General features: G+C 48.8%; 21 protein-coding genes. 19 read left to right on the forward strand and 2 right to left on the reverse strand.

Translation table 11 applies throughout. The features are described 5' to 3' along the window. Positions 1-106: 106 nt before the first annotated feature. The 3 genes from MIB40_RS08260 (at position 107) to MIB40_RS08270 (ending at position 1,915) form a co-directional block, all read left to right on the forward strand. Positions 107-298, forward strand: a complete 192-nt coding sequence (locus MIB40_RS08260) for a YgaP family membrane protein (protein ID WP_249692909.1) — start codon at positions 107-109, stop codon at positions 296-298. 154 nt (positions 299-452) lie between these two features. Further along, the gene (locus MIB40_RS08265) at positions 453-1,142 is read left to right on the forward strand and encodes a hypothetical protein (protein WP_249692911.1); all 690 of its coding nucleotides are present in this window, start codon (positions 453-455) and stop codon (positions 1,140-1,142) included. A 122-nt stretch (positions 1,143-1,264) separates the two neighbouring features. Next, on the forward strand, positions 1,265-1,915 hold the full coding sequence (locus tag MIB40_RS08270) for a DsbA family protein (protein WP_249692913.1): 651 nt from the start codon (positions 1,265-1,267) through the stop codon (positions 1,913-1,915). A gap of 102 nt (positions 1,916-2,017) precedes the next feature. Here MIB40_RS08270 and aceF read toward each other — a convergent pair whose 3' ends face one another. Together aceF and aceE are read right to left on the reverse strand one after the other, a co-directional pair. Then, on the reverse strand, positions 2,018-3,625 hold the full coding sequence (aceF, locus tag MIB40_RS08275) for a dihydrolipoyllysine-residue acetyltransferase (RefSeq protein ID WP_249692915.1): 1,608 nt from the start codon (positions 3,623-3,625) through the stop codon (positions 2,018-2,020). A 26-nt stretch (positions 3,626-3,651) separates the two neighbouring features. Next, positions 3,652-6,309 (reverse strand): pyruvate dehydrogenase (acetyl-transferring), homodimeric type, encoded by a 2,658-nt coding sequence (gene aceE, locus MIB40_RS08280; RefSeq protein ID WP_249692917.1) that lies wholly within the window; start codon positions 6,307-6,309, stop codon positions 3,652-3,654. A 296-nt stretch (positions 6,310-6,605) separates the two neighbouring features. On the opposite strand from aceE, the gene glnE reads away from it, so the two are divergent. The 16 genes from glnE (at position 6,606) to MIB40_RS08360 (ending at position 25,447) form a co-directional block, all read left to right on the forward strand. Beyond that, positions 6,606-9,566, forward strand: coding sequence for a bifunctional [glutamate--ammonia ligase]-adenylyl-L-tyrosine phosphorylase/[glutamate--ammonia-ligase] adenylyltransferase (gene glnE / locus MIB40_RS08285; protein WP_249692919.1), 2,961 nt, complete (start codon positions 6,606-6,608; stop codon positions 9,564-9,566). Positions 9,567-9,621: 55 nt separating this feature from the next. After that, positions 9,622-10,548, forward strand: coding sequence for a branched-chain amino acid transaminase (locus MIB40_RS08290; RefSeq protein ID WP_249692921.1), 927 nt, complete (start codon positions 9,622-9,624; stop codon positions 10,546-10,548). Positions 10,549-10,591: 43 nt separating this feature from the next. Then, complete coding sequence (gene waaF, locus MIB40_RS08295; RefSeq protein WP_249692924.1) at positions 10,592-11,650, forward strand: lipopolysaccharide heptosyltransferase II; 1,059 nt, start codon at positions 10,592-10,594, stop codon at positions 11,648-11,650. Next, positions 11,647-12,669 (forward strand): lipopolysaccharide heptosyltransferase I, encoded by a 1,023-nt coding sequence (waaC, locus tag MIB40_RS08300; RefSeq protein WP_249692926.1) that lies wholly within the window; start codon positions 11,647-11,649, stop codon positions 12,667-12,669. Before waaF ends, waaC begins: the two co-directional genes overlap by 4 nt. A gap of 44 nt (positions 12,670-12,713) precedes the next feature. After that, positions 12,714-13,838: a glycosyltransferase family 4 protein gene (locus MIB40_RS08305; RefSeq protein ID WP_249692928.1), complete on the forward strand. Its 1,125-nt coding sequence runs from the start codon at positions 12,714-12,716 to the stop codon at positions 13,836-13,838. Further along, the gene (gene rfaP, locus MIB40_RS08310) at positions 13,835-14,653 is read left to right on the forward strand and encodes a lipopolysaccharide core heptose(I) kinase RfaP (RefSeq protein WP_249692930.1); all 819 of its coding nucleotides are present in this window, start codon (positions 13,835-13,837) and stop codon (positions 14,651-14,653) included. The genes MIB40_RS08305 and rfaP overlap by 4 nt, the downstream gene beginning before the upstream one ends. Continuing rightward, positions 14,650-15,399 carry a lipopolysaccharide kinase InaA family protein gene (locus tag MIB40_RS08315; protein ID WP_249692932.1) on the forward strand — a complete coding sequence of 250 codons (750 nt, stop codon included), beginning with the start codon at positions 14,650-14,652 and terminating at the stop codon, positions 15,397-15,399. The genes rfaP and MIB40_RS08315 overlap by 4 nt, the downstream gene beginning before the upstream one ends. A 214-nt stretch (positions 15,400-15,613) precedes the next feature. Then, on the forward strand, positions 15,614-17,380 hold the full coding sequence (locus MIB40_RS08320; protein ID WP_249692934.1) for a carbamoyltransferase family protein: 1,767 nt from the start codon (positions 15,614-15,616) through the stop codon (positions 17,378-17,380). A 67-nt stretch (positions 17,381-17,447) separates the two neighbouring features. Continuing rightward, complete coding sequence (locus MIB40_RS08325; protein WP_249692936.1) at positions 17,448-18,356, forward strand: glycosyltransferase family 2 protein; 909 nt, start codon at positions 17,448-17,450, stop codon at positions 18,354-18,356. Positions 18,357-18,428: 72 nt separating this feature from the next. Beyond that, positions 18,429-19,595, forward strand: coding sequence for an O-antigen ligase family protein (locus tag MIB40_RS08330; RefSeq protein WP_249692937.1), 1,167 nt, complete (start codon positions 18,429-18,431; stop codon positions 19,593-19,595). 42 nt (positions 19,596-19,637) lie between these two features. Then, complete coding sequence (locus MIB40_RS08335; protein ID WP_249692939.1) at positions 19,638-20,804, forward strand: hypothetical protein; 1,167 nt, start codon at positions 19,638-19,640, stop codon at positions 20,802-20,804. A 183-nt stretch (positions 20,805-20,987) separates the two neighbouring features. Next, positions 20,988-22,118, forward strand: coding sequence for a UDP-N-acetylglucosamine 2-epimerase (neuC, locus tag MIB40_RS08340; protein ID WP_249692950.1), 1,131 nt, complete (start codon positions 20,988-20,990; stop codon positions 22,116-22,118). A 1-nt stretch (position 22,119) separates the two neighbouring features. After that, positions 22,120-22,878, forward strand: a complete 759-nt coding sequence (gene hisF / locus MIB40_RS08345) for an imidazole glycerol phosphate synthase subunit HisF (RefSeq protein WP_249692952.1) — start codon at positions 22,120-22,122, stop codon at positions 22,876-22,878. Next, complete coding sequence (gene hisH, locus MIB40_RS08350) at positions 22,875-23,525, forward strand: imidazole glycerol phosphate synthase subunit HisH (protein ID WP_249692953.1); 651 nt, start codon at positions 22,875-22,877, stop codon at positions 23,523-23,525. The genes hisF and hisH overlap by 4 nt, the downstream gene beginning before the upstream one ends. Further along, positions 23,518-24,747, forward strand: a complete 1,230-nt coding sequence (locus MIB40_RS08355; RefSeq protein WP_249692956.1) for an N-acetyl sugar amidotransferase — start codon at positions 23,518-23,520, stop codon at positions 24,745-24,747. The genes hisH and MIB40_RS08355 overlap by 8 nt, the downstream gene beginning before the upstream one ends. Then, positions 24,740-25,447, forward strand: a complete 708-nt coding sequence (locus MIB40_RS08360; protein ID WP_249692958.1) for an acylneuraminate cytidylyltransferase family protein — start codon at positions 24,740-24,742, stop codon at positions 25,445-25,447. The genes MIB40_RS08355 and MIB40_RS08360 overlap by 8 nt, the downstream gene beginning before the upstream one ends. Positions 25,448-25,486 lie beyond the last annotated feature (39 nt).

Raw genomic sequence — 25,486 nt, forward strand, 5'->3', positions numbered from 1 at the left:
TTGTCCAGGTCTCGACATGAACGGTGAGCTTCGCCTTGATAAAAACCATTTTTAGGATCCGCAGAGATCTATCTGAATTAATCAGAGGTGCCCTAAGGAGATAGGGATGAACAATATTGGAAAAGTCGACCGAACATTAAGAGTGGTAATAGGTTTAATTCTCTTGAGTTTGGTTTTTGTTGGTCCACAAACGCCCTGGGGCTGGATCGGTTTGGTGCCTTTATTAACGGGCGCAATCAGTTTTTGTCCGCTGTATCGAATTCTGGGTGTTAATACCTGCAAAAGCAGTGAGGCTTGATAGCCATTGAGGTCGCATATTCGTGTTGTATAGCCGACAAAGTGAACTTTATATCCTCCTGTTTTCTAATATTGAGAGCACATAGATGTGTTCCAGATACAGGGTGGGGTGGGTATGTCGAATGATGTTGGCTCATAACTAGAGAAACCGGACCATGAATCTTTTGCAGACGATGCCGGTTGCTTTTGTTGTGGTCAGTATGTTGCTATCGCTGGGCTCAATCGGGGCGGCGCTTTGGTTGGCTCCCTGGAAAGCCCTGGCTAGCATTCAACAGCGGCAACACCTGTGGTTTGGCACCGTACTGGGGCTTTCGCTGTTCTGGTTGATGCATGTGAAAGTCGATGGTCTTATGGCGCTCCACCCTTTGGCAATGGCGACTGTTGCCGTTGTCTTTGGGTGGTCACTGGCGATTTTGGCGGGAGCGCTTCCCTTATTGATATGGCTGGTGCTGGATACTCTGGTGGCTATTCCAGTTATCAGCCACTGGAGTCATTTTTTTACTGACCATCTGCTGTCGGTGGTAGTGCCGGTCAGTACCAGCTGCCTGATGGCCTATGGCATCGGCCGTTTGCGATACAAAAATATATTCTTCTTCACCCTCGGCGTCGGTTTCTTTGGTTCTATCCTGGGAATTCTGGTTCTGTTGTTGGTGAGTTCGTTGCTGTTTTTTCTTTTTGCCTCCGCCGATCAATGGCAATCGTTCCAGGAAAATCGGGCGCTATTCGTATTTCTTGCCTTCGAAGAGGGAGTGATTAATGGCATGATGATTACTATGTTTACGGTGATTGCTCCTGATCTGGTGAAAACCTTCGATGATCGTGCCTATCTTGATCATCGCCAATAAAACACTATTAGCGCTTCTTTCTGCTCTTACAAAAAAGTAATCGTCTTCTCGTATTGCTTTTGTTTTATGGGGCTGGTGATAGATAATCACTCCCTCGCATTAATCCCAGTAAGGTTCTCTTGATGAATAAACAAAAACGGGTCCTGTGGATCGTCAGTATCCTGTTGCCGCTGTTAGCCATCATCGGTCTATGGTATGGCCTGGCCACACCAAAGCCTGCTCCTGAATTGTCAGCCGCAAAGACGGAGGCTTTGGTTAGGGATCATTCTCCGGTTATGGGGAGCTCACGGGCGAAAGTAACCCTGGTAGAGTTTCTCGATCCGGCGTGTGAGACCTGTCGATTGTTCTATCCCGAAGTTAAAAAGCTATTGGCTGGTCATGCGGGCAAAGTAGAGCTGGTCATCCGCTATGCCCCCTTCCATAAAGGCTCTGACTATATGATCAAACTGCTGGAGTCGGCACGCCGCCAGGGTAAGTTCTGGGAAGTGCTTGAAATCATGCTGCAAACCCAGCCTCAATGGGCTTCTCATCATAATCCTCAGCCCCAGTTAATCTGGCAGCACCTGGGCGGGCTAGGGCTCGATATAGCAAAACTCAAACAGGATATGCAGGATCCCAGTGTTGAAGCCATCGTTCGTCAGGATCTCGCTGATGCAGCGACGCTGGGCGTGAAGAAAACGCCGGATTTTTTTGTTAACGGCCAGCCTTTGCCTCAATTTGGCTTGCAGCAATTGCGGGATCTGCTGCTTGAAGAAGTAAACCGAGTGTATTGAATGGGTACCCTTTGGGGATAAAAAAAGCCCCGCTGGAGTGGCAGCGGGGCAAGCAGAGGCTGAGCCTCTTACAGCAAAAGTACAGCTAAGCAGTTATCACTATCACAACAACAGCGTACGAATATCACCCATCAGCTTGCTGAGCAGGGTGGTGAAACGTGCGGCATCGGCGCCATTGATCGCCCTGTGATCATAAGAAAGCGACAGAGGCAGCATTAAGCGCGGTTTGAATTCGGAACCGTCCCAGACTGGTTTTAGTCCAGCTTTGGAAACGCCCAAAATCGCCACTTCGGGTGCGTTCACTATGGGAGTAAAGGCGGTACCGCCGACACTACCCAAACTGGAGATGGTGAAACAGGCGCCTTGCATTTCCGCCGGTGACAGCTTTTTCTGCTGGGCTTTACCCGCCAGTTCAACCATCTGCTTGGAAAGTTCCTGCAAACCCATCTTGTCCGCATCGCGAATGACCGGCACCAGCAGACCGTCCGGGGTATCGACCGCGAAACCAATGTGGCAATACTCCTTATAGATCAGAGCGGTGCCATCGGGATTCAACGAAGCATTGAATTGAGGCATACGCTTAAGCGCTGTGGTGCAAGCCTTGATGATAAAAGGCAGAGGCGTCATTTTAACGCCCTGCTCCTTTTGCGCTTTGCGGAAGGCTTCCATCTCGGTGATATCGGCTTCGTCGAACTGGGTCACATGGGGTACGTTGAGCCAGCTGCGATGCAGGTTGGCACCGCCCACCTGTTGCAGGCGTGTCAGCGCTACTTCCTTTACCGGACCGAATTTGCTGAAATCGATGGACGGAATAGCCGGGATTCCGCTACCCGTAGTCGCCACAGGGGCGGCTTGAACGGGCTGTTTGAGGCGGGTTTTAACGAACTCCTGCACATCCTCTTTCAGGATTCGGGCGCGGGGACCGCTGCCTTTGATCTCTCCGAGATCAACGCCAAACTCTCTGGCAATACGCCTCACGGATGGCCCTGCGTGTACCTTTTTGTTGCGGGTGCTGATAATTTGGCTGTCGGCAGCGGCAGCGGCAGCGGCAGCGGCAGTCGGTTTTGCGGTTTCGTTTTGGCTGGGCTCGATCGGGGCCGGTTGTGGTTCTGCGCTAGCCGTTGGTTGCGCGGCTGCCGGTGCGGAACCGGTTTTCATTTTGATCATGGGTACGCCTTCGCCGGCGTTGTCACCTGTTTTGATCAAAACTTCAGTGACGGTGCCGGCGAAAGGTGCCGGTACTTCCATGCTGGCTTTATCCGATTCGACCACGATGATCGCATCTTCGGCATCGATCTCATCGCCGACCTGAACGCAGATTTCGATCACTTCACCATCACCGCCCAGGTCCGGCACCTTGACCAGTGTTTCACTCTCGGCGTTTGCCGGGCTGCTGGCCGACGGGGCTGGGTTGGATTCTGGTGCTGGCTCAGGTTCGGCCGCAGTTTCGACGCTCTCAGACTGTTTAGTCTGTGCGGTATCCGCACTCAGCTTGACCATCTCAAGCCCTTCACTGGCGGTGTCGCCGACCTTGACCAGAATCTCGCTAATGGTGCCGGCAAAGGGGGCAGGTACATCCATGCTGGCTTTGTCGGACTCGACCACAATCAGCGAGTCCTCGGCCTCGACACGGTCACCAACCTGGACGCATATTTCTATGATCTCGCCGTCGCCGCCGAGATCGGGTACTTTGATAATGTTATCACTCATCGCTGTGTTCCTGTCTCTGGTGGCTGTTAGCTGTACATTGGGTTGGGCTTGTTAGGATCGATGTTGTATTTCTTCATCGCCCTGGCAACCAGTTCCCCTTTCACCAGACCATCCTGTTTCAGGGCGTAGAGTGCAGCGATCACGATGTAGTAGCGGTCGACTTCAAAAAACTGGCGGAGTTTTTTGCGTGTGTCACTGCGACCAAAACCGTCGGTACCCAGCGAGATAAAGGTCGCCGGGATAAAGTCCCGAATCTGGTCGGCGTACACCTTCATATAATCGGTGGCCGCGATGACCGGGCCCTGACGATTTTTCAGGCATTGAGTAACGTAGCATTCGCGGGTCTCTTCGGTCGGATGCATCAGGTTCCAGCGTTCGACGTCCATGCCATCGCGGCGCAGTTCGTTAAAGCTTGTGGCACTCCAGATATCGGACTCTACCTTGAACTCGTTACGCAAAATGGCAGCGGCTTCTCGAACCTCGTTGAAGATGGTACCGCAGCCCATTAGCTGCACCTTGAGCTTGCTCTTGCGAGAGTTTTCCTCGAAGCAATAAAGACCTTTAATGATGCCTTCAACAACGCCGTCGCCTTCGGGCAGTGCGGGATGCTGGTAGGTTTCGTTCATGGTGGTCAGGTAATAGAAAACGTTTTCCTGTTCTTGCATCATGCGGCGCAAACCGTCCTGAACGATAACGGCAATTTCATACCCGTAGGTAGGGTCGTAACTGATGCAGTTGGGGATGGTGGATGCCATGATGTGGCTGTGGCCGTCCTGGTGCTGCAGACCTTCGCCGTTGAGGGTGGTTCGGCCAGCGGTGGCGCCAATCAGGAAACCGCGCGCCTGGATATCACCCGATGCCCAGGCCAGGTCACCAGTACGCTGGAAACCAAACATGGAGTAGAACGTGTAGAAGGGAATCATGGGCACGTTGTTGCAGCTATAGCTGGTACCGGCGGCGATCCAGGCCGCATGGGCTCCGGCTTCGTTGATGCCTTCCTCCAGAATTTGACCCTTCTTGTCTTCCTTATAGAACATCACCTGATCGGAATCCATGGGCTCATATAGCTGACCCTCGGAAGAGTAAATACCCAGCTGGCGGAACATGCCTTCCATACCAAAGGTGCGCGCTTCATCCGGCACGATGGGCACCAGGTGCTTGCCTATCTTCTTGTCTTTTACCAGTGCCGATAACACGCGAACATAGGCCATAGTGCTGGAAATTTCCCGTTCACCGCTGCCCTTGGTAACGGCTTCAAAGGCTTTTAAGTCCGGTATCGGCAAGCTGTCACTAGTGATACGACGCTGAGGCACAAACCCACCCAGGCTTTCCCGTCGTTTGCGCATGTAAACCATTTCCGGGCTATCGGCATCGGGTCGATAGTAAGGCACATCCGGCAGGTCAGCATCTTTAACCGGAATATCAAAACGGTCACGGAAGGCTTTGAGATCTTTCAGTGAGAGTTTTTTCACCGAGTGTGCCGTGTTGGCTGCTTCAGCCGATTCGCCGTAGGCATAACCCTTAACGGTTTTGGCCAGAATAACGGTTGGCTGTCCGCTGTGGTTAACCGCAGCGTGATAGGCGGCATACACTTTGTAAGGGTCGTGACCGCCTCGATTGAGGTTGTAGATGTCATCATCCGATAGATGAGCAACCATCTCTTTTAGTTCGGGATACTTACCGAAGAAGTGCTCACGAGTGAAGGCACCGCCTTTGGCTTTACAGTTCTGATAGTCACCGTCGACGCATTCGTCCATGCGCTGTTGCATGATGCCCTGCTTGTCTTGGGCGAACAGTGGGTCCCAATGACGTCCCCAGACCACTTTGATCACATTCCAACCGGCGCCACGGAACTGGCCTTCCAGTTCTTGCATGATTTTACCGTTGCCGCGAACCGGGCCATCGAGGCGCTGCAGGTTGCAGTTGACGACAAAGATCAGGTTGTCGAGTTTTTCGCGACCGGCCAGACCAATTGCCCCGAGGGATTCCGGTTCATCCATTTCGCCATCACCGAGGAAGGCCCAGACTTTGCGCTGGTTGACCGGGCTGAAATCCCGATTATCCAGATACTTCATAAAGTGCGCCTGGTAGATCGCTTGCAGAGGCCCCAAACCCATGGAAACGGTCGGGAACTGCCAGAAATCCGGCTTCAGTTTAGGGTGCGGGTAGGAGGGCAGACCTTCGCCGTCGACTTCCCGGCGGAAATTATCCAGTTGGTCTTCGCTCAGGCGCCCCTCAAGAAAGGCTCGGGAGTAGATCCCCGGGGATGAATGACCCTGGAAATAGATCAGGTCTCCTTCCTGGCCATCGCTGGGGCCCTTGAAAAAGTAGTTGAAGCCGATGTCATACAGGGTGGCGCCGGAGGAGAATGAGGAGATATGGCCGCCTAGGTCAGGGTCGTGTTTGTTTGCTCGCATCACCATCGCCAGGGCGTTCCAGCGTACGATGGAGCGAATGCGACGCTCCATAAACAGATCGCCGGGCATGCGTGCCTCTTTCGAGGAGGGGATGGTGTTTCTATAAGGGGTGTTGATCGCGTAGGGGATTTGGGTACCGGTGCGAGTGGCCCGTCGGGCGAGTCTGGTCAGCAGGTAGTGAGCGCGGTCTTCACCTTCGCTCTCCAGGACTGAGTCCAATGCATCCAGCCACTCCTGGGTTTCAATCGGATCTACATCTTTGTGCATGGGTCTTGCTCCAAGTCAGATGCGCCCTTAAGTCAATTAAATAGTATAGGTTTACTTCGGTTGTGCTGAAGTGCTGAAGTGCTTAAGGCGCGGTGAAAGCTTTTGCTGATTCTATTGTTATTATTCTTGTAGTTTTACTACATATAGGCGCTAGGGATCAATCAAACAGCTGCTTGAGTGTAGTGTTACTACATTTTTTTACATAAGCATACAGACTGAAGTGTAGCAGCCCCTGATGCATACAAATCTCGCTATAATGGGGCCTCGGGACGAGCGGTAGAGAAAAAGGGAAAGGCATGGAATTGGATATTTTGCAGCAACAGCATCCATTAATCGTGGAGATCGTCGGCCATCAATGGCAAGCATTTCAGGAATCCCGTGAAGCTCGGGATGATTGCCTGAAGCAACTGGGCCAAAACCTGCAAGAAAGTGATCGTTTTGCTGCCGAGTTAGTGCGCTGTTGGGGGGGCAGTGATTATGTTGCTGAACTTTGCCGCAGGCGTCCCGAACTTTTGTTGGAGTTGATGCAAAGTGGCGATCTGCAGCGCTCCTACAGTGAAACAGAACATCGAACCAAACTCGATACGCTGTTGCAATCGGTCACCACCGAAGATGAGTTGGGTCTTCAGCTGCGACGTTTTCGTCAACGAGAGCAGCTGCGTATTATCTGGCGCGATTTGAATCGGTTGGCGGATGTGGTCGAAACCACGGCCGATTTATCGGCCATGGCCGATGCTGCAATCGATGGGGCCTATGTCTGGTTGTATGAGAGTTGTACTCCGTCCTGGGGCGTGCCGATGGGAGCCGATGCCGATGAGCCGCCCTGGCCGCAGCATCTTATTGTGTTGGGAATGGGTAAGCTGGGCGCCTGTGAACTGAACCTTTCTTCGGATATCGATCTTATTTTTGCCTATCCCAATCAGGGAGAAACCCAGGGAGGGCGTCGCTCCCTGACCAATCAGGAGTTCTTTATTCGACTGGGCCAAAAACTGATTAAAGCCCTGGATGCTTTGACGGTGGAGGGTTTTGTCTTTCGCGTGGATATGCGTCTGCGCCCATACGGGCAGAGCGGGGCGCTGGTGCTGAGCTTCGATGCCATGGAGCAGTATTATCAGGATCAGGGGCGTGACTGGGAGCGTTACGCCATGATCAAGGCCCGAGTCGTGGCTGGGGATCGAGAGCGTGGTTCGGAGCTGTTGGCTATGCTGAAGCCCTTTGTGTATCGCCGTTATATCGATTTTAGCGCCGTGGATGCCCTGCGTGATATGAAACGCATGATACAGACCGAGGTAAAGCGCAAGGGTATGCAAGAGAACGTCAAATTGGGGGCTGGCGGCATTCGCGAAATAGAATTTATTGGCCAGGCGTTCCAGTTGATCCATGGCGGTCGCGAACGCGCCCTGCAGCAACGGCCGATCATGGGTGTCCTGCGCGTATTGAAAGAGAAGGATTATTTGCCCGAGGAAGCGGTCGAACAACTGGTTGAAGCTTACCGTTTTTTGCGCAATGTCGAGCACGCACTGCAAGCCCTGGACGACAAACAAACACAGAATCTACCTGAAGAGGATTCGGCCCGTTTGCGCCTGGCGCTAACCATGGGATTTGATACCTGGGAACAGCTGCAGCTGGCGTTGGCCGAGCACCGGGAATTTGTGCAAAAACAGTTTGATGAGGTGGTTGCCGATCCTTCTGAGCAGCCAGAAACAGAATCGGATAGTGAAACATGGTCGCTTTTGTGGTCGCGAGAATTATCGGATGAAGATGCCCTGGACCTGTTTGTGCAGGCCGGTTATGCACTGCCCAAAGAAGCGCTGTCGAGGTTGGAAAGCCTGAGAGATGGTCGGGCGCTACAATCGGTTCAGCGCCAGGGTCGAGAGCGTATTGATCTGTTTATGCCCATGCTGCTGTCGCAACTGTCCGCATTGGTAGAACCCGATGAGGCGTTGCAGCGATTTTTACCCCTGGTCGAGTCGGTTATGCGTCGAACGGCGTATCTCGTATTGTTAATGGAAAATCGCAGCGCCCTCGAGCAGCTGTTCAAGTTGTGTGTAGCCAGCCCATGGATCGCTGAGCGTATTGCGCGTCACCCCATGTTGTTGGACGAATTTCTGGATGTGGACTCGTTGTTTGCTCCGCCGGGCAGGGCGCAACTGGCGGACGAATTGCGCCAGCAAATGGTTCGCATTCCGGCCGATGATCTGGAGCAGCAAATGGAGGCTCTGCGTTATTTTAAAACCTCTCATGTGCTTCGAGTCGCCGCAGCGGAAATAGCCGGTACTTTGCCGCTAATGAAAGTCAGCGATTATTTGACCTGGATTGCCGAGGTGGTGGTGTGCGAGGTGGTCGAAATCGCCTGGTCTAATATGGTGGCGCGCTATGGTCAGCCTCAGTCGGCTGCCGGAGAGCCTGCGCCTCGCGATTTCATCGTAATAGGTTACGGCAAGGTTGGGGGTATTGAACTCGGTTATGGCTCCGATCTTGATCTGGTGTTTGTGCACGGAGTGGAAGGGCAGCAAGGTACCGATGGCGAGCGTAGCATCGATAACCAGACTTTTTTTGTACGCCTCGGTCAGCGCATCATCCATATTCTCAATACACAGACCGCATCTGGCCAGCTCTATGAAGTGGATATGCGCTTGCGTCCTTCGGGTGCTTCCGGGCTATTGGTTGGCTCGCTAGAGGCGTTCGCCAAGTATCAGCAAAACGATGCCTGGACCTGGGAGCATCAGGCGTTGTGTCGCGCTCGAGTGATCGCAGGAAGCGATGCCCTGACGGAACGTTTCAAGGCAGTACGGGGTGAAGTGCTTTCGAGTGCTCGAGGCAAAGATGAGCTGCGCAGCGAAGTGGTCGCCATGCGGCAAAAGATGCGTGACAATCTGGGTACGCCGGAAACCTCGGCGGGTGCCAGTGAGGGTAGTTGGCAAGCGGATGCCCAATTTCATCTGAAACAGGACCATGGTGGTATCGTTGATATCGAATTTATGGTGCAATATGGCGTTTTAGCCTGGTCGCAGCAATACCCTGAGCTGCTTGAGTACACTGACAATATTCGGGTGCTGGACTCGCTGGAGGCAACCAGCTTTATTTCCAGTGATGATGCAGATCTGCTTCGGGAAGCTTATAAAGCTTATCGTGCGGCAGCCCACCGGTTGGCTCTGCAAAACTGCAAAGGAGTTGTCAGTGGTGATGCTTTTCACGAGTACCGGCGAGGCGTAATGGGTATCTGGCAGCGTATTATGCTGGACGCGGATAATTAGAACCTGGGCTGGTACCAGGTCGAACAGACTGAATTTACGTTAGGAGAGTGACTCAATGTCGATGGCTGACAGAGATGGTGTGATCTGGTTCGATGGCGAGATGGTACCTTGGCGCGAAGCCAAAACCCACGTACTGACCCATACCCTGCATTACGGTCTGGGAGTGTTTGAAGGGGTCAGGGCATATGCTACCGAGAAGGGTGCCAGTATCTTCCGTCTTAAGGAACATACGGATCGCTTGTTCCAAAGTGCTCACATCCTCAATATGAAGATCCCCTTTGATAAGGAAACCATCAATGAGGCACAGCTGGCTGTGGTGCGCGAAAACAATCTCGATCACGCCTACCTGCGTCCGATGTGTTTCTATGGTTCGGAAGGCATGGGGTTGCGAGCTGATAATTTAAAGACTCATTGCATTGTTGCTGCCTGGGAATGGCCGTCTTATATGTCGCCGGAGGCCAAGGAGCAGGGGATCAAGATTCGCACCTCCTCTTACACCCGTCACCATGTCAATATCACCATGTGCAAGGCCAAGGCCAACGGCAACTACATCAACTCAATGTTGGCGCTCAAAGAAGCCCTGGATGCTGGCTGTGAAGAAGCCCTGTTGTTGGATAACGAAGGTTATGTTGCCGAGGGTAGCGGGGAAAATATCTTTATTGTCAAAAACGGCATTATTCACACCCCTGAATTGACCTCCTGCCTGGCGGGTATTACCCGGGATACGATTTTTCAGTTGGCTGAAGAGTTTGGTTACAGTATTCGCGAGCGTCGCATTACCCGCGATGAAGTCTATGTGGCCGACGAGGCATTCTTCACCGGTACCGCCGCCGAAGTGTTGCCCATTCGTGAGCACGATGGTCGCGTGATTGGTACCGGGCGTCGTGGACCCATTACGGAAAAGCTGCAAACAGCCTACTTTGATCAGGTGACGGGCAAACGCAGCCAGCACCCTGAATGGCTGTCACCGGTCGCTGGCTAGGCATGATAGCGGGGGATTTCCCCCGCACAGCGCGGAAATCTCTGTGAGTACACAAGCCTTGAAGATTTTGGTGATCGGCCCCTCTTGGGTGGGCGATATGGTGATGGCGCAAACCCTGTTTATGGTGCTAGCCAAACAGCATCCAGGCTGTGCGATTGACGTCCTGGCACCTGCCTGGAGTCGCCCATTGTTGGAGCGTATGCCTGAGGTGCGGCGCGCTATCGATATGCCGTTGGGGCACGGCTCATTGCAATTGGGGGTGCGGCGCCAGCTGGGTATATCCCTTCGAAGTGAAGCCTATGATTGGGCGATTACCCTGCCGAACTCGCTCAAGTCGGCATTGGTGGCTGCCTGGGCAAAAATACCGCGCCGAACCGGTTGGCGAGGCGAGATGCGCTACGGTCTGTTAAATGATTTGCGGGTGCTCGATAAAGCCCGCTATCCGCTAATGATTGAACGCTTTATTGCCCTGGGTCTTGATTCTGATAAGCCGCTCCCCGCTCCCTTACCTTCACCTGGCCTGGAGATCGATCCCGAGCAGCGTCAGCAAGCCCTTCAGGCGCTGGGTCTGCAAACCACACGCCCGATTTTGGTGTTGTGCCCGGGGGCGGAGTTTGGTGAAGCCAAGCGCTGGCCCGAGCAGGCCTATGCGGAAGTGGCCCGGAAGAAATTGTCCGAGGGTTGGCAGGTATGGATCCTGGGTTCTGCTAAAGACACTGAAGGTGCCGAGCGAATTCGTCAGATGCTGCCTGCCGAGCTGCAGCTATACTGCGAGAACCTGGCTGGGAAAACCGTCTTGGCCCAAGCCGTTGATTTGATGTCTCTGGCCTCAGCGGTGGTCAGTAATGACTCCGGTTTGATGCATATTGCGGCGGCTTTGCATCGGCCATTGGTGGTTGTATATGGCTCCACCTCACCCGGATTTACCCCGCCCTTGAATGCCAATCATGAGGTTGTCTCTTTGGATTTGGATTGTAGTCCTTGTTTCAAGCGTGAATGCCCGTTAGGACATTCCAACTGCCTTAAGCAGTTACCGCCATCTCTGGTGCTACAGGCGCTGGAGCGTCTTCCTATCGATGTTTCGGTAGAGGCCGGTTCATGAGGGTATTGCTGGTCAAGACCTCTTCTATGGGGGATGTGATTCATGCCTTGCCGGCATTGACTGATGCCGCCAAGGCCATCCCTGGCCTGACAGTGGATTGGGTGGTGGAGGAGGGCTTTGCGGAGCTGCCGAGCTGGCATCCGGTGGTGGATCGGGTGATTCCAGTGGCCATTCGGCGCTGGCGCAAGAGTCTGTTGAAAAGTATTTTTTCGGGTGAAATCAAAGCATTTCGTGAAGAGCTCGGTCGCACACGCTATGACGTCGTGATCGACGCTCAGGGGCTGTTAAAAAGCGCCTGGATTGCGCGTCAAGCCCAGGGTGTTCGTTGTGGTCTGGATCGGTATTCGGCTCGTGAGCCGCTGGCGAGTTGGTTCTATCACAAGCGATTTACGGTAGCGCGCGAGCTGCATGCAGTTGAACGTATCAGGCAGCTGTTTGCTAACGCCCTCGATTATCCGGTGCCCCAGGAAGTGGGTGACTATGGCATAAATCAGGATAGCTTTTTGCCAGAAATTGTGGCGCAAAAGGGCAATCCTTACGTGGTTTTTTTGCACGGAACCACACGTTATGACAAGCATTGGCCAGAACATTATTGGCAGACCCTGTGTGGCATGCTGGTGCACAGGGGGTATGAAGTACGGCTGCCCTGGGGTAATGAGCAGGAACGGCTTAGGGCGGAGGCGATCGCGCGTATTTCGCCTTCGGCCGAGGTGTTGCCCAAGCTGAATATTGCGGGCGTTGCCAGCCAGTTGTCCGGTGCCAGCGGCGTGGTTGCGGTCGATACCGGATTGGGGCATCTGTCGGCTGCGCTGTCGGTGCCAACGGTTTCTCTTTACGGCCCAACGTCTCCGGCATTGATCGGTGCCTATGGCGATTATCAGCAACATCTGTGTTCGGCCGACTACAGCGAAGTCCCCCCAAACGGCTCGGGCAAGGCGGTAGAGCCTGCTATTTTTGCCCCGTTGCACCCTAAAATCGTCAAGACGACCCTGTTGAAACTGATGCAGGAAGCAAACTAAGGTAGAATGGCCGCCCCCTGTTCGAGAGCAAGATAGCAAGCCCTATGAAACTGGCCTTTGTGCTGTTCAAATATTTCCCTTATGGCGGCCTGCAGCGTGATTTTTTGCGCATCGCCAACGTCTGTCAGGAACGTGGTCACAGCGTTCGAGTGTATACCATGGGCTGGCAGGGAGAATGCCCTGCGGACTTTGATGTCCGTATCCTGGGAGTCAAAGCATTGGCGGCCCATAAGCGCAATGAATCTTTTCATCGTCAGGTGATGCGCTCGTTAGCCGAGGAACCTGTCGATGCCGTGGTGGGTTTCAATAAGATGGCGGGACTTGATCTCTACTACGCAGCTGACCCCTGTTACGAGGAGAAGGCGCAGACATTGCGCTCGGCCATCTATCGGCTTGGGGCGCGCTATCGCCATTTCTTTGAGGCCGAGAAAGCTGTTTTTTCTGCCACCAGTAAGACCGAAGTGCTGATGATTTCGGAACTGCAAAAGCCGTTTTTTCAGCAGCATTATGGGACTCAGGAAGAGCGCTTTCACCTGTTACCGCCAGGCATCGCCAGAGACCGTTGCGCGCCGGCGGATGCCGATCGGATTCGCGCTGAATTCCGGACAGAATTTCAGCTGAGCGATAAGGACCGTTTGTTGCTGATGGTCGGCTCGGGCTTCAAAACCAAGGGGCTGGACCGTGCTCTCTATGCTATGGCATCGCTACCCGAGACATTGCGGCAGCGAACCCGGTTTATGGTGATTGGGCAGGATAACTTTACCCCTTTTGTGCGCCTGGCCAGGCGCCTGAAGTTGGATGGGCAGGTGACCTTTATGCCTGGCCGTGATGACATTCCCCGCTTTATGCTTGGCGCGGATTTATTGGTTCACCCGGCCTATAACGAAAATACGGGTACTGTGCTGCTGGAAGCTGTCGTGTCCGGACTGCCGGTATTGGTGACCGATGTTTGTGGCTATGCGCATTATGTTGAAAAGGCGGGTGCCGGGCAGCTGTTGGAATCGCCCTTCGAGCAGGCCGATATGGGGCAAAAGCTGGAAACCATGTTGACCTCGCCCCAACGTGATAATTGGAAACGAAACGCCCTTCGGTTTTCCGAGCAGGCTGATATATTCAGCATGCCGGAACGTGCCGCTGAGATAATTGAACGTGTCGGGGGGTGTCAGTGACCCTTTATTTGCGTGAGGATTTTGCCAGGCAGTGGAAAGGAAGCGACCCTTTTGAACGGGTTGAGCAACTTCAAGGTGAGGTGTTTAGAGAGCTTGAAGCGCGCCGCACACTGCGTTTTGAATTCCAGGGCAGATCCTTTTTCGCCAAGATTCATCGGGGTGTGGGTTGGTGGGAGATTATAGAAAATGTGCTTCGCTTGCGCGCACCGGTGCTTGGTGCAAGCAATGAATGGCAGGCCATTAAACGGTTGGAAACGATCGGCGTCGACACGATGACGGCCGTGGCTTACGGTAAGCGAGGGAGCAACCCGGCCCGACAGCACTCCTTTATCATCACTGAGGATCTGATCGATACCATCAGCCTGGAAGATTTTTGTCGCGATTGGCCGAAGCAGCCTCCCAAGCTGGCGTTGAAGTGGGCCTTGATTGATCGTGTTGCCTGGATAGCGAGGCAGTTGCATGAGCATGGTATCAATCACCGGGACTTTTATATTTGCCATTTTCTGCTCGATATCTCGGCGGGTGTCGAGCAGTTGGATCCGAATCAATTGAAGCTGTCGCTGATCGACCTGCACCGAGCCCAGCTTCGCTCCACAACACCCGATCGTTGGGTGGAGAAAGATCTGGCCGCGCTCTATTTTTCTGCCATGGAAATTGGTCTGACACGGCGGGATCTGTTGCGTTTTGTGCGAGCCTACTGTGCGTGTGATCTGCGTCAGGCTCTGGCGGATCGGGCCAGCCTGTGGGCGCGATTGCGGCGCAAGGCTGACAAGCTGATGGCACGATTTCAGCGCAAAGGTGATCAAATTCGATGACGACTGAATGGACCATAACCAAAGCCTATCAAGGTACGGATGCGGCTGAGGTATTTGCGTCGCTGGATGATGTGTTTGAGCTTGAGGGCGAAGTAGTGGCGGCCGATGACGAAAGCGCCACGTTTCCCTATCGTGTGGGCTCCAAACGTTATTACGTCAAGCGTTACCATAAGACCAAGGAGTTTCGCAGCTATCTGGGTATGAGCCGTATCGTGACGGAGTGGCGCAATCAGCAGAAATTTCTGCGTTGGGGGTTGCCTGCTGCACGCGTTGTGGCCTATGGGCAGGAGCGCTTTTTGAGCAAAACCCGGCGGGGCGTGCTGATTACCGAAGCGCTGGAAAATACGTGCGATCTGGCGCAGATGGCTGACCAAGACTCGCCGTTGCTGAAAGATCGGGCTTGGGTTCGGGGGATGCTTAAGCGGCTGGCCGAGGTTACCCGCGATCTGCACTCACATCGTTTTGCCCATAATGACCTTAAATGGCGCAATATCCTGGTTACACAGTCTAGGGATGATCCTGAGGTCTACCTGATTGATTGCCCAGCAGGGCGGAGCTGGATCTGGCCCTTTCTGGAATATCGAATTATCAAGGATCTGGCCTGTCTGGATAAGGTTGCAAAATATCAGTTCAGTCGTACCCAGCGACTGGCATTTTACTTTCACTACAGTGGCCATAGTCGACTGTCATGTAAGGATAAGCGGCGCATTCGCAAGGTGTTGGGGTTCTTTACTGGCCGAGAGTGATGCTTCTGTTCGATCTGGATCAATGGTTGTGACGATCGTTTTGTGCGCAGTGGGGCGAATGGCCTATAATGCGCAGCAATCTGTTTTGGGCTAGAACGGAATGACCAACCATCCGTGCCGTCCTGGTGTATTGATCCGTCGAGCTAACCCTCGCGGTGTTTATCTGCTTTCAAAGTTACCGGCGCGATAGCGTCCTAGAGATGAGGTTTATAACGTGGCACTGACTATTTTGGGCCTATCGGGATCGCTCAGTCATGATCCCTCCGCCGCACTGTATATCGATGGCAAGCTGGTGGCCGCTGCTGAAGAGGAGCGCTTTATTCGTGACAAGCACGCCAAGAATAAGATGCCGCTCGAATCGACCAAGTTTTGCCTTGATTTCGCGGGACTAAAACCCTCAGACATTGATGTGGTAGCTGTGCCATTTGCACCTATCAGTCTGTCTACACCGGCTCGTTGGCATTATGCCAAGCGTTACTGGTATGCCCCGGACCGCGCACTCGATGTGCTCTTCAATGGTAACCGCCGCTATCGTCGTTATGTTGGCCGCATTCGCGAGATGCTGGATACACTGGGCTTTGAATGGGGCCAGTTTGAATTTGATTCCGTCGAGCACCACCTTGCTCATGCCTCCAGTGCCTACCATCTGAGTGGGTTTGAAGAAAAGACAGCGATCATGGGTATCGATGGTAAAGGCGAATACGCCACTACCTTCTTTGGCTACGGCGAAAACGGCAAGATCCACAAGATCAAAGAGTTCTACGACCCGGATTCCCTGGGTGGCCTGTACGGTGCGATCACCGAATATCTCGGTTTTGAAATGCTCGATGGCGAGTACAAGGTGATGGGTATGGCTCCCTATGGTGACGCCAGCAAATATGATCTGTCCCGCCTGATCGATTTTGATGGCAAAGAGTTCCAGGTGAATACCGACTACGCCAATGTTATCGGACTGCGCCGTTACAAGGAAAAGGGTAAGGGTTTCTACTTTACGGATAAGCTGGTTGAATGGCTGGGCCCGCGCCGTAAAGGGGATATCGCCGATGATCCCTATATCCATTATGCGGCCTCAATCCAGGCGCTGTACGAAGAGATTTCGCTCAAGCTGATGGACCATTATCTGGGTGACATCATCAAGGAAACGGGCAAGATTGCGTTCTCCGGTGGCGGCGCGCTTAACGTAAAACTGAACCAGAAAATTATTGCCCGCCCCGAAGTCAAAGAGCTGTTTGTGCAACCGGCTTCGGGTGATGCTGGTACCGCGGTTGGTGCAGCTTCCTTTGCCTCCGAAAGTCGCGGCGTTAAGGTGGAAAAGATGGAGCATGTCTATCTTGGCCCCAGCTTCACCAATGAGCAGGTGATTGAAGCCTGTGAGCAGCACCCGGACAAGCCTAAGTTCCGTAAAATTGACCATGTCCCTCAGCGTATCGCCCGTATTCTCAATGAGGGTAATCCAGTGGCCTGGTTTCAGGGGCGTATGGAATTTGGGCCGCGTGCTCTGGGTCGTCGAAGTATCGTCGGTTGCCCGAGCTATAAAGGCATTGCTGATCGTATTAACGAGCAGATCAAATTCCGCGAACGCTGGCGCCCCTTTTGCCCCTCTATGCTGGATCGTGTCAGCAAGGAAATGTTCAAGGTAGATCATCCCGCGCCCTATATGACCTTCACGTTTGAAGTGAAAGATGAGTGGAAAACAAGAGTGCCTGAAGTGGTGCATGAGGATGGTACGTCTCGCGGCCAGGCGGTGGTTCGTAAGCACAACCCTCGTTATTACGAACTGATCGAAGAGATGGAAAAGCTGACCGGCAACGGTGTGGTATTGAACACCTCTCTTAACCGTCGCGGTGAACCGGTGGTTTGTACGCCCACCGATGCCATGAATATGTTCTTCGGCTCCGATCTGCAGTACCTGATTATGGAAGATATTCTGGTTGTGAAGGGCGATTTTCCGGCGCACCTTGAAGAGCCCGTCGAGGCATAGCAACGCTAGTATTACCTGCCATCAATGATTAGCGGTGGCAGGTCCTTCTTACTAACGGGAGAGCTCTGTGAGTCAACCGCTAATCAGTGTCATTATCCCTTGTTATAACTATGGCCACCTAATATCACGGGCTACTGCATCGGTATTTGCTCAGAAAATAGATGAAGTAGAAGTTTTGATCATTGATGATGGTTCCACGGATGATTCAAAGTTAGTGATTCCTCAATTGCAGAAAAAGTATCCGGAGCTTCGTGCGATTCATCAAAAAAATGCAGGCCTTGCAGCAGTTCGTAACAGAGGTGTTGAGGAGACAGTAGGGCGGTTTTTGGTATTTCTCGATGCCGATGATGAGTTTGATACGGGCGCACTAAAAGCTGTGGGTGATGCAATAAGGCAGGAGCCTGATGCTCAAGTGATCATCGGTGGGCATACTTCTGTAAGCGACAGTGGTCGTGAAAGATATCATTCAGCACCAGCTGTATCGGAAAGTGGTTTTCAGCGTTTTGCTGACTACTTGAATAAAAAGCTGACAATTTCTAATGGCTCTACTTTTTTTCATAGGGCTATTTTTGATGTAACCCGATATCCAGAAGATTGCAGAAATAGTGAAGATATACCTGTTTCGGCGCATGCGGTTGGTTTGTTTGAATGTTTTTCAATAGATAAGTCTTTGGCTAAAGTACATAAACACGATGACAGCTTACGTCATAATATCGAGTATGCGGATCAAGTGGCGTTGAAAATCGTAGATTACGTATTTAACCCAACAATAATCCCCGATAATTTTATGGTAATTCAGAATAAGTATAAGGCTCAAAGGTGTTTGTCGGTTTTTAGAACATTCTATTTGTCTGGGAAATATAATAGAGCTAAAACATATTATATAACTGCAATTAGCATTGATCCAAAAATGGTTTTGAAATTTTCCTACTTACGTAAATTTATAAAATCACTCTTTTTTCGAGAAAAAGTATGATGAATAAACTCGGGTAAACGCCATGGGGTACAACTTTCTTTCTCGTAGTTAAATTATTTTGGAGTGTAGTTCTTGATTGGTTCGTTGAGTAATAAAAAAGGGTTAATACCTTATTTACCATTTATAGCTCTTTGGTTTGTCGGATTTGTATTTCCGTTGTTTGCAGGAGATGGTGGGGTATATCGTTCTGCTACACTGGTTGTTGCGTTTTTTTCTATTGGTGTAGGTTGGTTTTATAAGAGTAAGTTAGATATAAATGTATTGAAATCTATATCGTTATTGGTTGTTGCCTTGGCTTTTCCGCATTTTTTTTGGGCTGATAGCTTAAAAGTAATAGAGGATGTTTTTAAATACTATATTGTGATACTGGGGATTTGTATTGCATTGTTGTTGGCTGCGGACATGAAGTTATCGAGTTATCGAAGGATTCTTTGGCTAGTTTTTGTTGTCCAGATTAGCCTGCTATTGGTAGAGGTGTTGAAAGCTGATAATCCTGTAGAGACATTTTTATGGGTGAGGACTACCATTAATAACATTAACCCTCTCTTTGTGGCTGCTCAAATTGGTTTTATTGCTGTATTGCTGTCGGTTCAGGCTGCCAGTGATAAAGAAAGATTGGCCGTTTGTGTTTTAGCACTTTTGGCTTGTTATGTTGCGAAATCCAGAGGACCACTTCTTTTCTATTTGCTGGTTATGATTCTTTGGTATTTTGAACGTATGCAGGCGCGTGAAACTGTTCTTAAGATGAAGAATTTAATTATCTTTGTTTGTTGTCCGCTAATAGTTGTGGTTGGCCTCTATTGTTTTGGGTACTTGGACAAGGTGTATCATGATCACCTGTTGCGCCCAAGTTTAAGGTTGGAGATTTGGGCAGAGGTTATTAATCAGCTAAAAGGGCATTATCTGTTTGGGCTAGGCCCGCATGAAACAATTGCAATTGAAGGCTTTGAGATTTCTCATCCTCACAATTTTTTGTTGGCAGTGCTCTATAAAGGTGGGTTCGCTACTTTACTGCTAGTGTGTGTTGTACTGGTAAAAATCGGCGTAGTAAAAGAGATTGTTAGAGGGCGTGAATCTATTAAGTATGCCGCAATATTTGTGATATTGGCGATGTTAACAAATGGTAATTACCCCCTCCATCGAGTGAATCCGGATTTTCCGCTCATCTGGATCTCTCTGGTTGGCTTGATTTTGATGGCTGGGAAAAGAAAAGCTTTAGGTGCAAACGGTGATCATTAATAGTCTCTAAGCCATATGGCCTAGCCGCTAGGACAGAGAGTTATGACTAATAGTACACGCTTAATGGATGTTCTTGGCTGGCGCGCTCGCTATAGTAAATTTAAGTGGGGCACTGTCCTTTTTTTGCTGGTTAGTGGTTTTTTTCAAGCCATAGTTTTAGCGTGTATTTGGTTCTTTAAAAAGAAAGGTTCACGCTCTGGCGGAAAAGATGCATCTATTTTGTATATTTATCCATCAAAAAAATCTCTTAAGATAAATCGACAAAAAAAGATGCTTGAATTCGTTGGTGAAACCCGGCTAGCGAAAGATGTACATATAAAACGATTTAGAGATCTTTTGGCCGAACAATATTCCCCATGTCTGGATCCGTTGTCGTTTCTGTTTCCAGTTCAGGCTTGGAGGGCAAAGCATATTATTAAATTGCATTCTAATGCAAAAGTTATTGCAGTGGAAAAGCATGATGGCTTATTTAATTACTTTTTGTATAGATACCGCGCAGGACAAAAAATTGTGCATGTGGCGCATTCTGCTGTGACTAACGATTCATCACGGTTCGATTTTGCTGTGTGTGATGTATATATCGTCTTTGGTCAAAGTTCAATTGACACTTTGGAAAAAAACAAGGTCAGAATTGGAAATCCTAGATATGTGGTTTCTGGGCCTTTCTTCTTTAATGATGTCTCAAAATGGCAACAGCAATCGGAATTCAATAAGCTTTTACTAGTAGCAACAGGCCCTGGTTTTGATAAGCAGGAACCGATACGAAATGCTTATAGGAAAATTGATCAGTGGACAAGGACGAATGACATAAAGTTGTTCGTCAAACCGCATATATTAGGTCATGGCTATTTAGAGTGGAGCGATAATGTTGAAGTGTTGCCTGCGGCTACAAAGTTAGATGAGATAGTTGGTCAAATGTCAGCTGGGATAACTGTGTATAGTAATGCGGTTATTGATATTGCTGCTTTAGGGTTTCCTGTATGTGTATATGGGGCACCTGATGTCATGGATCCTTGGTTATCAAAGTCATATCTATGCTCCGTTTGGAATGATGGAGATCTTGTAGAATTTTTTTCGCGTGTCGAAAATAGTGCAGATGGAGAAATAGCCAAGTCGGCTGATTTTGTTGAGTACCACTGGGGTAATGTGGAAGAAGGAGCAAGAACAACCGCAAGAATACTCTGTGAGATGGCTGGTGAGGAATTTTGAATGCTTATTGGTTCTCATTAAATTCATGAGGGCGATCTCCGGAAAAGAGATCATATAGATATTCGCATCGTTATAGTTTGGTTTGTTGGTAAATGTAAGGCTGAATTATATTTGTTAATCGGCACGTACCTGTTTTTAATTTCCACGATTGTTATTGATTTTTGGAGAAGGTTGCAAGGTGATATGAAAAAGAAGATTCTCTTTTTGACCGGCACTCGGGCTGACTTCGGTAAGCTAAAATCTCTAATAAGCATTTCTCAGAAGTCAGAGGACTTTGAAGTTCATATATTTGCAACTGGTATGCATATGAATTCAAAATACGGGAAGACGGTTGATGAGATTTTTAAGGCGGGATTTGCAAATATTTATCAATATATAAATCATGATGCTATAGAAAATATGGACAGAACTTTAGCTAAAACTGTCGATGGTTTTTCTCACTATATTTCAGAAATCAAGCCAGATTTGATTGTGGTTCATGGTGATAGAGTTGAGGCTCTTGCAGGTGCAATTGTGGGTAGTCTAAATAATACTTTAGTTGCACACATAGAGGGTGGAGAAATATCTGGCACCATAGACGAATTAATAAGGCATGCGGTAACCAAAATGTCTCATATTCATTTTGTGGCAAATGAGTCGGCAAAAAAACGACTGATTCAGTTGGGTGAAAGAGAAGATTCTATCTTTGTTATAGGGTCTCCTGACTTGGATTTGATGAATCCGTCTACTTTGCCTAGGTTGGATGTAGTTAAAGGTCACTACAATATTGATTTTAATAGTTATGCAATTTCGATGTTTCATCCAGTCACGACAGAGTATTCCTCTATTAGGGAGCATGCCAGCTCATTTGTTCAAGCATTAATAGATAGCGATAAAAATTACGTTCTTATCTATCCAAACAACGATCTTGGTAGTATTGAAATATTGGATGAATATAAAAAGCTAGAGGGTAATAGTAGGTTTAAAGTATATCCTTCTTTACGTTTTGAATATTTTCTGACTCTTCTGAAAGGTGCTGATTTTATCATAGGTAATTCTAGTGCAGGTGTCAGGGAAGCCCCCTATTATGATGTGCCTACGATTGATGTGGGTTCCAGGCAAAATAATCGGGTTAGTTTGGATTCTATAATCCACTGTAATTATGATGTAGATGAGATACTTAACTCGATTCAGGAAGCTTCGGTTCTTGATGTCAAGGAAGACGCAGGGCAGCATTGTTTTGGTCAGGGTAAAAGTGATGTGCTGTTTATGGGGCTCTTATGTTCTGATGAACTTTGGAGTATTTCTCACCAGAAACAATTTCAAGAAATATAGTATGAACAAAACGAGAGTGATCGCGCGAATTGATGTAAAAAATGAGCATGCTATTAAAGGTATTCATTTGGAGGGGTTAAGAAAGGTTGGCGACCCAAATGAGATGGCTAAGAGTTATTATAGTGATGGTGTTGATGAAATAATCTTCATGGATGCGGTTGCGGCCTATTATGATCGGAATAGCTTAAGTCATATTATTGAAGAAGCTTGTAAAGACGTATTTGTTCCCATTACTGTTGGGGGTGGCATAAGAACTGTCGAAGATATACGTAAGGCGCTTAGTTCTGGCGCGGATAAAGTAGCAATCAATACGAAAGCTATTAGCGACCCGGATTTTATCGTAAAAGCATCAAAGATGTTTGGGTCCCAATGTATCGTGGTTTCTATTGATGGGAAAAAAAAATCTTCAGGGCAATGGGAAGCTTATACTGATAATGGCAGAGAGCCGTCAGGATTGGATGTGATTAAGTGGGCTTCTGAATCTGAGAAGCTAGGAGCAGGAGAAATAATGCTGACTTCGATAGATTCGGAAGGCACTAAGAAGGGGTTTGATCTTGAGCTTTGCGATGCTGTATCAAAGGCAGTTTCTATCCCTGTAATAGCAAGTGGTGGGGCAGGAACTTACGATCATATATCCTCATTGTTACGATCATCGAATGTTGATGCGATAGCTATGGCTTCATTATTGCATTATAAGTTATCGGATATACATAGACTTAAGTCTGAAATGATAAAAGACGGTTTTAAGGTGCGGTTGTGAGTTATATTGCAATTATAGATTATGAAATGGGGAATATAAAAAGCATTTTTAATGCTTTTGAAAAGGTTGGTGCAGAAGTTGTTCTGACTAGAGATAAAGCCAAAATATTAGGAGCTGTGGGGGTTGTTTTGCCTGGGGTTGGTGCTTTTTCTCATGGAATGAAAACGTTGACTGAACTGGGTCTGGATAAGATTATTCATGAATATGTTGCTACGGGCAAACCCTTAATAGGGATCTGCCTGGGCATGCAAATGTTGTTTGAAACAAGTAATGAGTTTGGGGTTTCTAGTGGACTAAGTATTATTCCCGGCCGCGTTGAAAAACTGAAAACACTCGATATTAATTATGAGAAGCTGCCTCATGTTAGTTGGAGTGAAATCTTGGAAAAAACACCTGGCTTTTGGAAAAGCAGCATATTAGATGGCATAAGTGCCAATGAAGATATGTATTTTGTTCATAGCTTTGCTGTAGAGCCTAAGGATCCCAATAATATTCTTTCCTCTACAATCTATTCCGGAGCTGAATTCTGCTCTTCTGTAAAACATCAAAATATATATGGGTGCCAGTTTCATCCGGAGAAAAGTGCTACTTCTGGATTAAAGGTGATAAGCAATTTTGTCAATATTTGTAGGGTAAACAATGACTAAACAAGTAAAAGCTTTCTATGGTTTACCGGAAGAAGTCAGGTTTTGTAAGAAATGTGTTATTTCTAATCAAAGACCGAGCTCTACGGTAGAATTTAAAAATGAGAAAGGTGAAAAAAAGAAAGTAATTAATTTTAATGAAGAAGGTGTCTGCTCTGCCTGTGTTTTTCACGAAGAAAAAGAAACTGATATTGACTGGTCGTTGCGTGATAATAAGTTAGTTGAACTGCTTGCCCAATTTAAAAGCACCGACGGTTCATACGATGTGATAGTGCCAGGGAGCGGTGGAAAGGATAGTGCGTTTACTGCACATGTTTTGAAATACAAATATGGAATGAATCCTCTTACAGTTACATGGGCGCCGCATTTATATACGGATATAGGGACCAAAAACTTTCAGGAGTGGATGCACACTGGCGGCTTGGATAATATTTTGTACACTCCTAATGGGCAGCTTCATCGTGAGATGACAAAAAATGCGTTTCATAATTTGTTGCACCCGTTTCAGCCATTTATTGTTGGGCAACGAATAATTGGCCCTGCTATGGCTAAGCGCTTTGGTGTGAAACTTGTAATGTATGGTGAAAATCAGGCTGAATACGGTAATGCTATTGAAGAAAACTCGAACCCTATTATGAATATGGATTATTTTTCGTCAGATGATCCATTAAAAATGAAGTTTGGGGGGGTATCAATGCAGGAGTATATAGAGTCGGGCTCTTATTCAAAAGCTGACTTTGCTCCTTATATTGCACCTAACAAGCAGGATCTGATCGATGCTGGTGTTGAGGTTCATTATCTAGGCTACTATCTGAAGTGGGACCCTCAGGAATGTTATTACTACGCGGTTGATAATACGGGATTTGAGGCCAATCCAGAAAGAACGGAAGGAACTTACTCTAAATACAGCAGCATTGATGACAAAATTGACCCTTTTCATTATTTTACAACTTTGATTAAGTTTGGGATTGGACGGTGTACTTATGATGCAGCTCAAGAAGTAAGAAATGATAAAATCTCACGAGATGAGGCTGCGTATCTTGTGAAAAAATATGATGCTGAATTTCCTCACAAATATTTTAAAGAATTCCTTTCCTATATAGGTTCTACGGAAAGCGAGTTTTGGGATACCGTAAACAAGCATCGATCTCCTCATATCTGGAAGCTGGAAAGTGATGAATGGAAATTAAGGCATACTGTATCAAAAGATGGCTGTGATGACTGATATTAAGGCGCTTGCTATTATTCCGGCTAGAGGGGGGTCTAAGGGTATTCCCAGAAAAAATATCGTCCCTTTGGCTGGAAAACCGTTGATGCTCTGGACGATTGAAGCTTGTCTTCAATCGCCCTATATCCGTAAAACAGTCGTGAGTTCAGATGATAAGGAAATTTTATCTGTAGCCAAACAGGCGAGAGTAGATGCGTTGTCAAGGCCAGCCGAACTGGCTGCAGATGAAACCCTTACAATACCGGTAATTTCTCATGTTGTTGATCAGCTTGGAGAAAGCATAGATGATTACAATTATCTTGTTTTGATGCAGCCAACTTCTCCGCTTCGTACTGCTCAACATCTGGATATGGCGTTTGATCAGCTGTTGGAAGTGGGTGCCAGCTCATTAATAAGTGTTGTTGGAGCGGAACATAGTCCGCTGAAATCATTTGTTTTAGAGAATGGAACCCTAAAAGGTATCGTGAATGATTCATATCCCTTTATGCGACGGCAAGATTTACCAAAAACATTTTTGGCAAATGGTGCGATTTATATTGTTGATTTAAAAGCTTTTATGTGTGGTCGGTCTTTATTAACTGATTTTTGTATTCCTTTTGAGATGAGTAAAGAAAATAGCATAGACATAGATACTGTTGCTGATTTAGATCGAGCAAACGAAATAATTTCTCGAAAAAAATTAAGCGAGAATTTCTAACCTTTCAGTCTGTGCGTAGGGCTTTTCAATAGAGTGAAA

Origin of the sequence: Aestuariirhabdus haliotis (assembly GCF_023509475.1) — a bacterium.
Taxonomy (GTDB): Bacteria; Pseudomonadota; Gammaproteobacteria; order Pseudomonadales; family Aestuariirhabdaceae; genus Aestuariirhabdus; species Aestuariirhabdus haliotis.

Excerpts from the sequence above, each read along its gene's own strand:
- MIB40_RS08315 (WP_249692932.1), top strand. The coding sequence starts at position 14,650 with ATGACGACTGAATGGACCATAACCAAAGCCTATCAAGGTACGGATGCG.
- glnE (WP_249692919.1), top strand. The coding sequence starts at position 6,606 with ATGGAATTGGATATTTTGCAGCAACAGCATCCATTAATCGTGGAGATC.
- hisF (WP_249692952.1), top strand. The coding sequence starts at position 22,120 with ATGAACAAAACGAGAGTGATCGCGCGAATTGATGTAAAAAATGAGCAT.
- aceF (WP_249692915.1), bottom strand. The coding sequence starts at position 3,625 with ATGAGTGATAACATTATCAAAGTACCCGATCTCGGCGGCGACGGCGAG.
- MIB40_RS08270 (WP_249692913.1), top strand. The coding sequence starts at position 1,265 with ATGAATAAACAAAAACGGGTCCTGTGGATCGTCAGTATCCTGTTGCCG.
- MIB40_RS08290 (WP_249692921.1), top strand. The coding sequence starts at position 9,622 with ATGTCGATGGCTGACAGAGATGGTGTGATCTGGTTCGATGGCGAGATG.
- MIB40_RS08335 (WP_249692939.1), top strand. The coding sequence starts at position 19,638 with ATGACTAATAGTACACGCTTAATGGATGTTCTTGGCTGGCGCGCTCGC.
- neuC (WP_249692950.1), top strand. The coding sequence starts at position 20,988 with ATGAAAAAGAAGATTCTCTTTTTGACCGGCACTCGGGCTGACTTCGGT.
- MIB40_RS08355 (WP_249692956.1), top strand. The coding sequence starts at position 23,518 with ATGACTAAACAAGTAAAAGCTTTCTATGGTTTACCGGAAGAAGTCAGG.
- MIB40_RS08260 (WP_249692909.1), top strand. The coding sequence starts at position 107 with ATGAACAATATTGGAAAAGTCGACCGAACATTAAGAGTGGTAATAGGT.
- MIB40_RS08265 (WP_249692911.1), top strand. The coding sequence starts at position 453 with ATGAATCTTTTGCAGACGATGCCGGTTGCTTTTGTTGTGGTCAGTATG.
- MIB40_RS08360 (WP_249692958.1), top strand. The coding sequence starts at position 24,740 with ATGACTGATATTAAGGCGCTTGCTATTATTCCGGCTAGAGGGGGGTCT.
- MIB40_RS08305 (WP_249692928.1), top strand. The coding sequence starts at position 12,714 with ATGAAACTGGCCTTTGTGCTGTTCAAATATTTCCCTTATGGCGGCCTG.
- aceE (WP_249692917.1), bottom strand. The coding sequence starts at position 6,309 with ATGCACAAAGATGTAGATCCGATTGAAACCCAGGAGTGGCTGGATGCA.
- waaC (WP_249692926.1), top strand. The coding sequence starts at position 11,647 with ATGAGGGTATTGCTGGTCAAGACCTCTTCTATGGGGGATGTGATTCAT.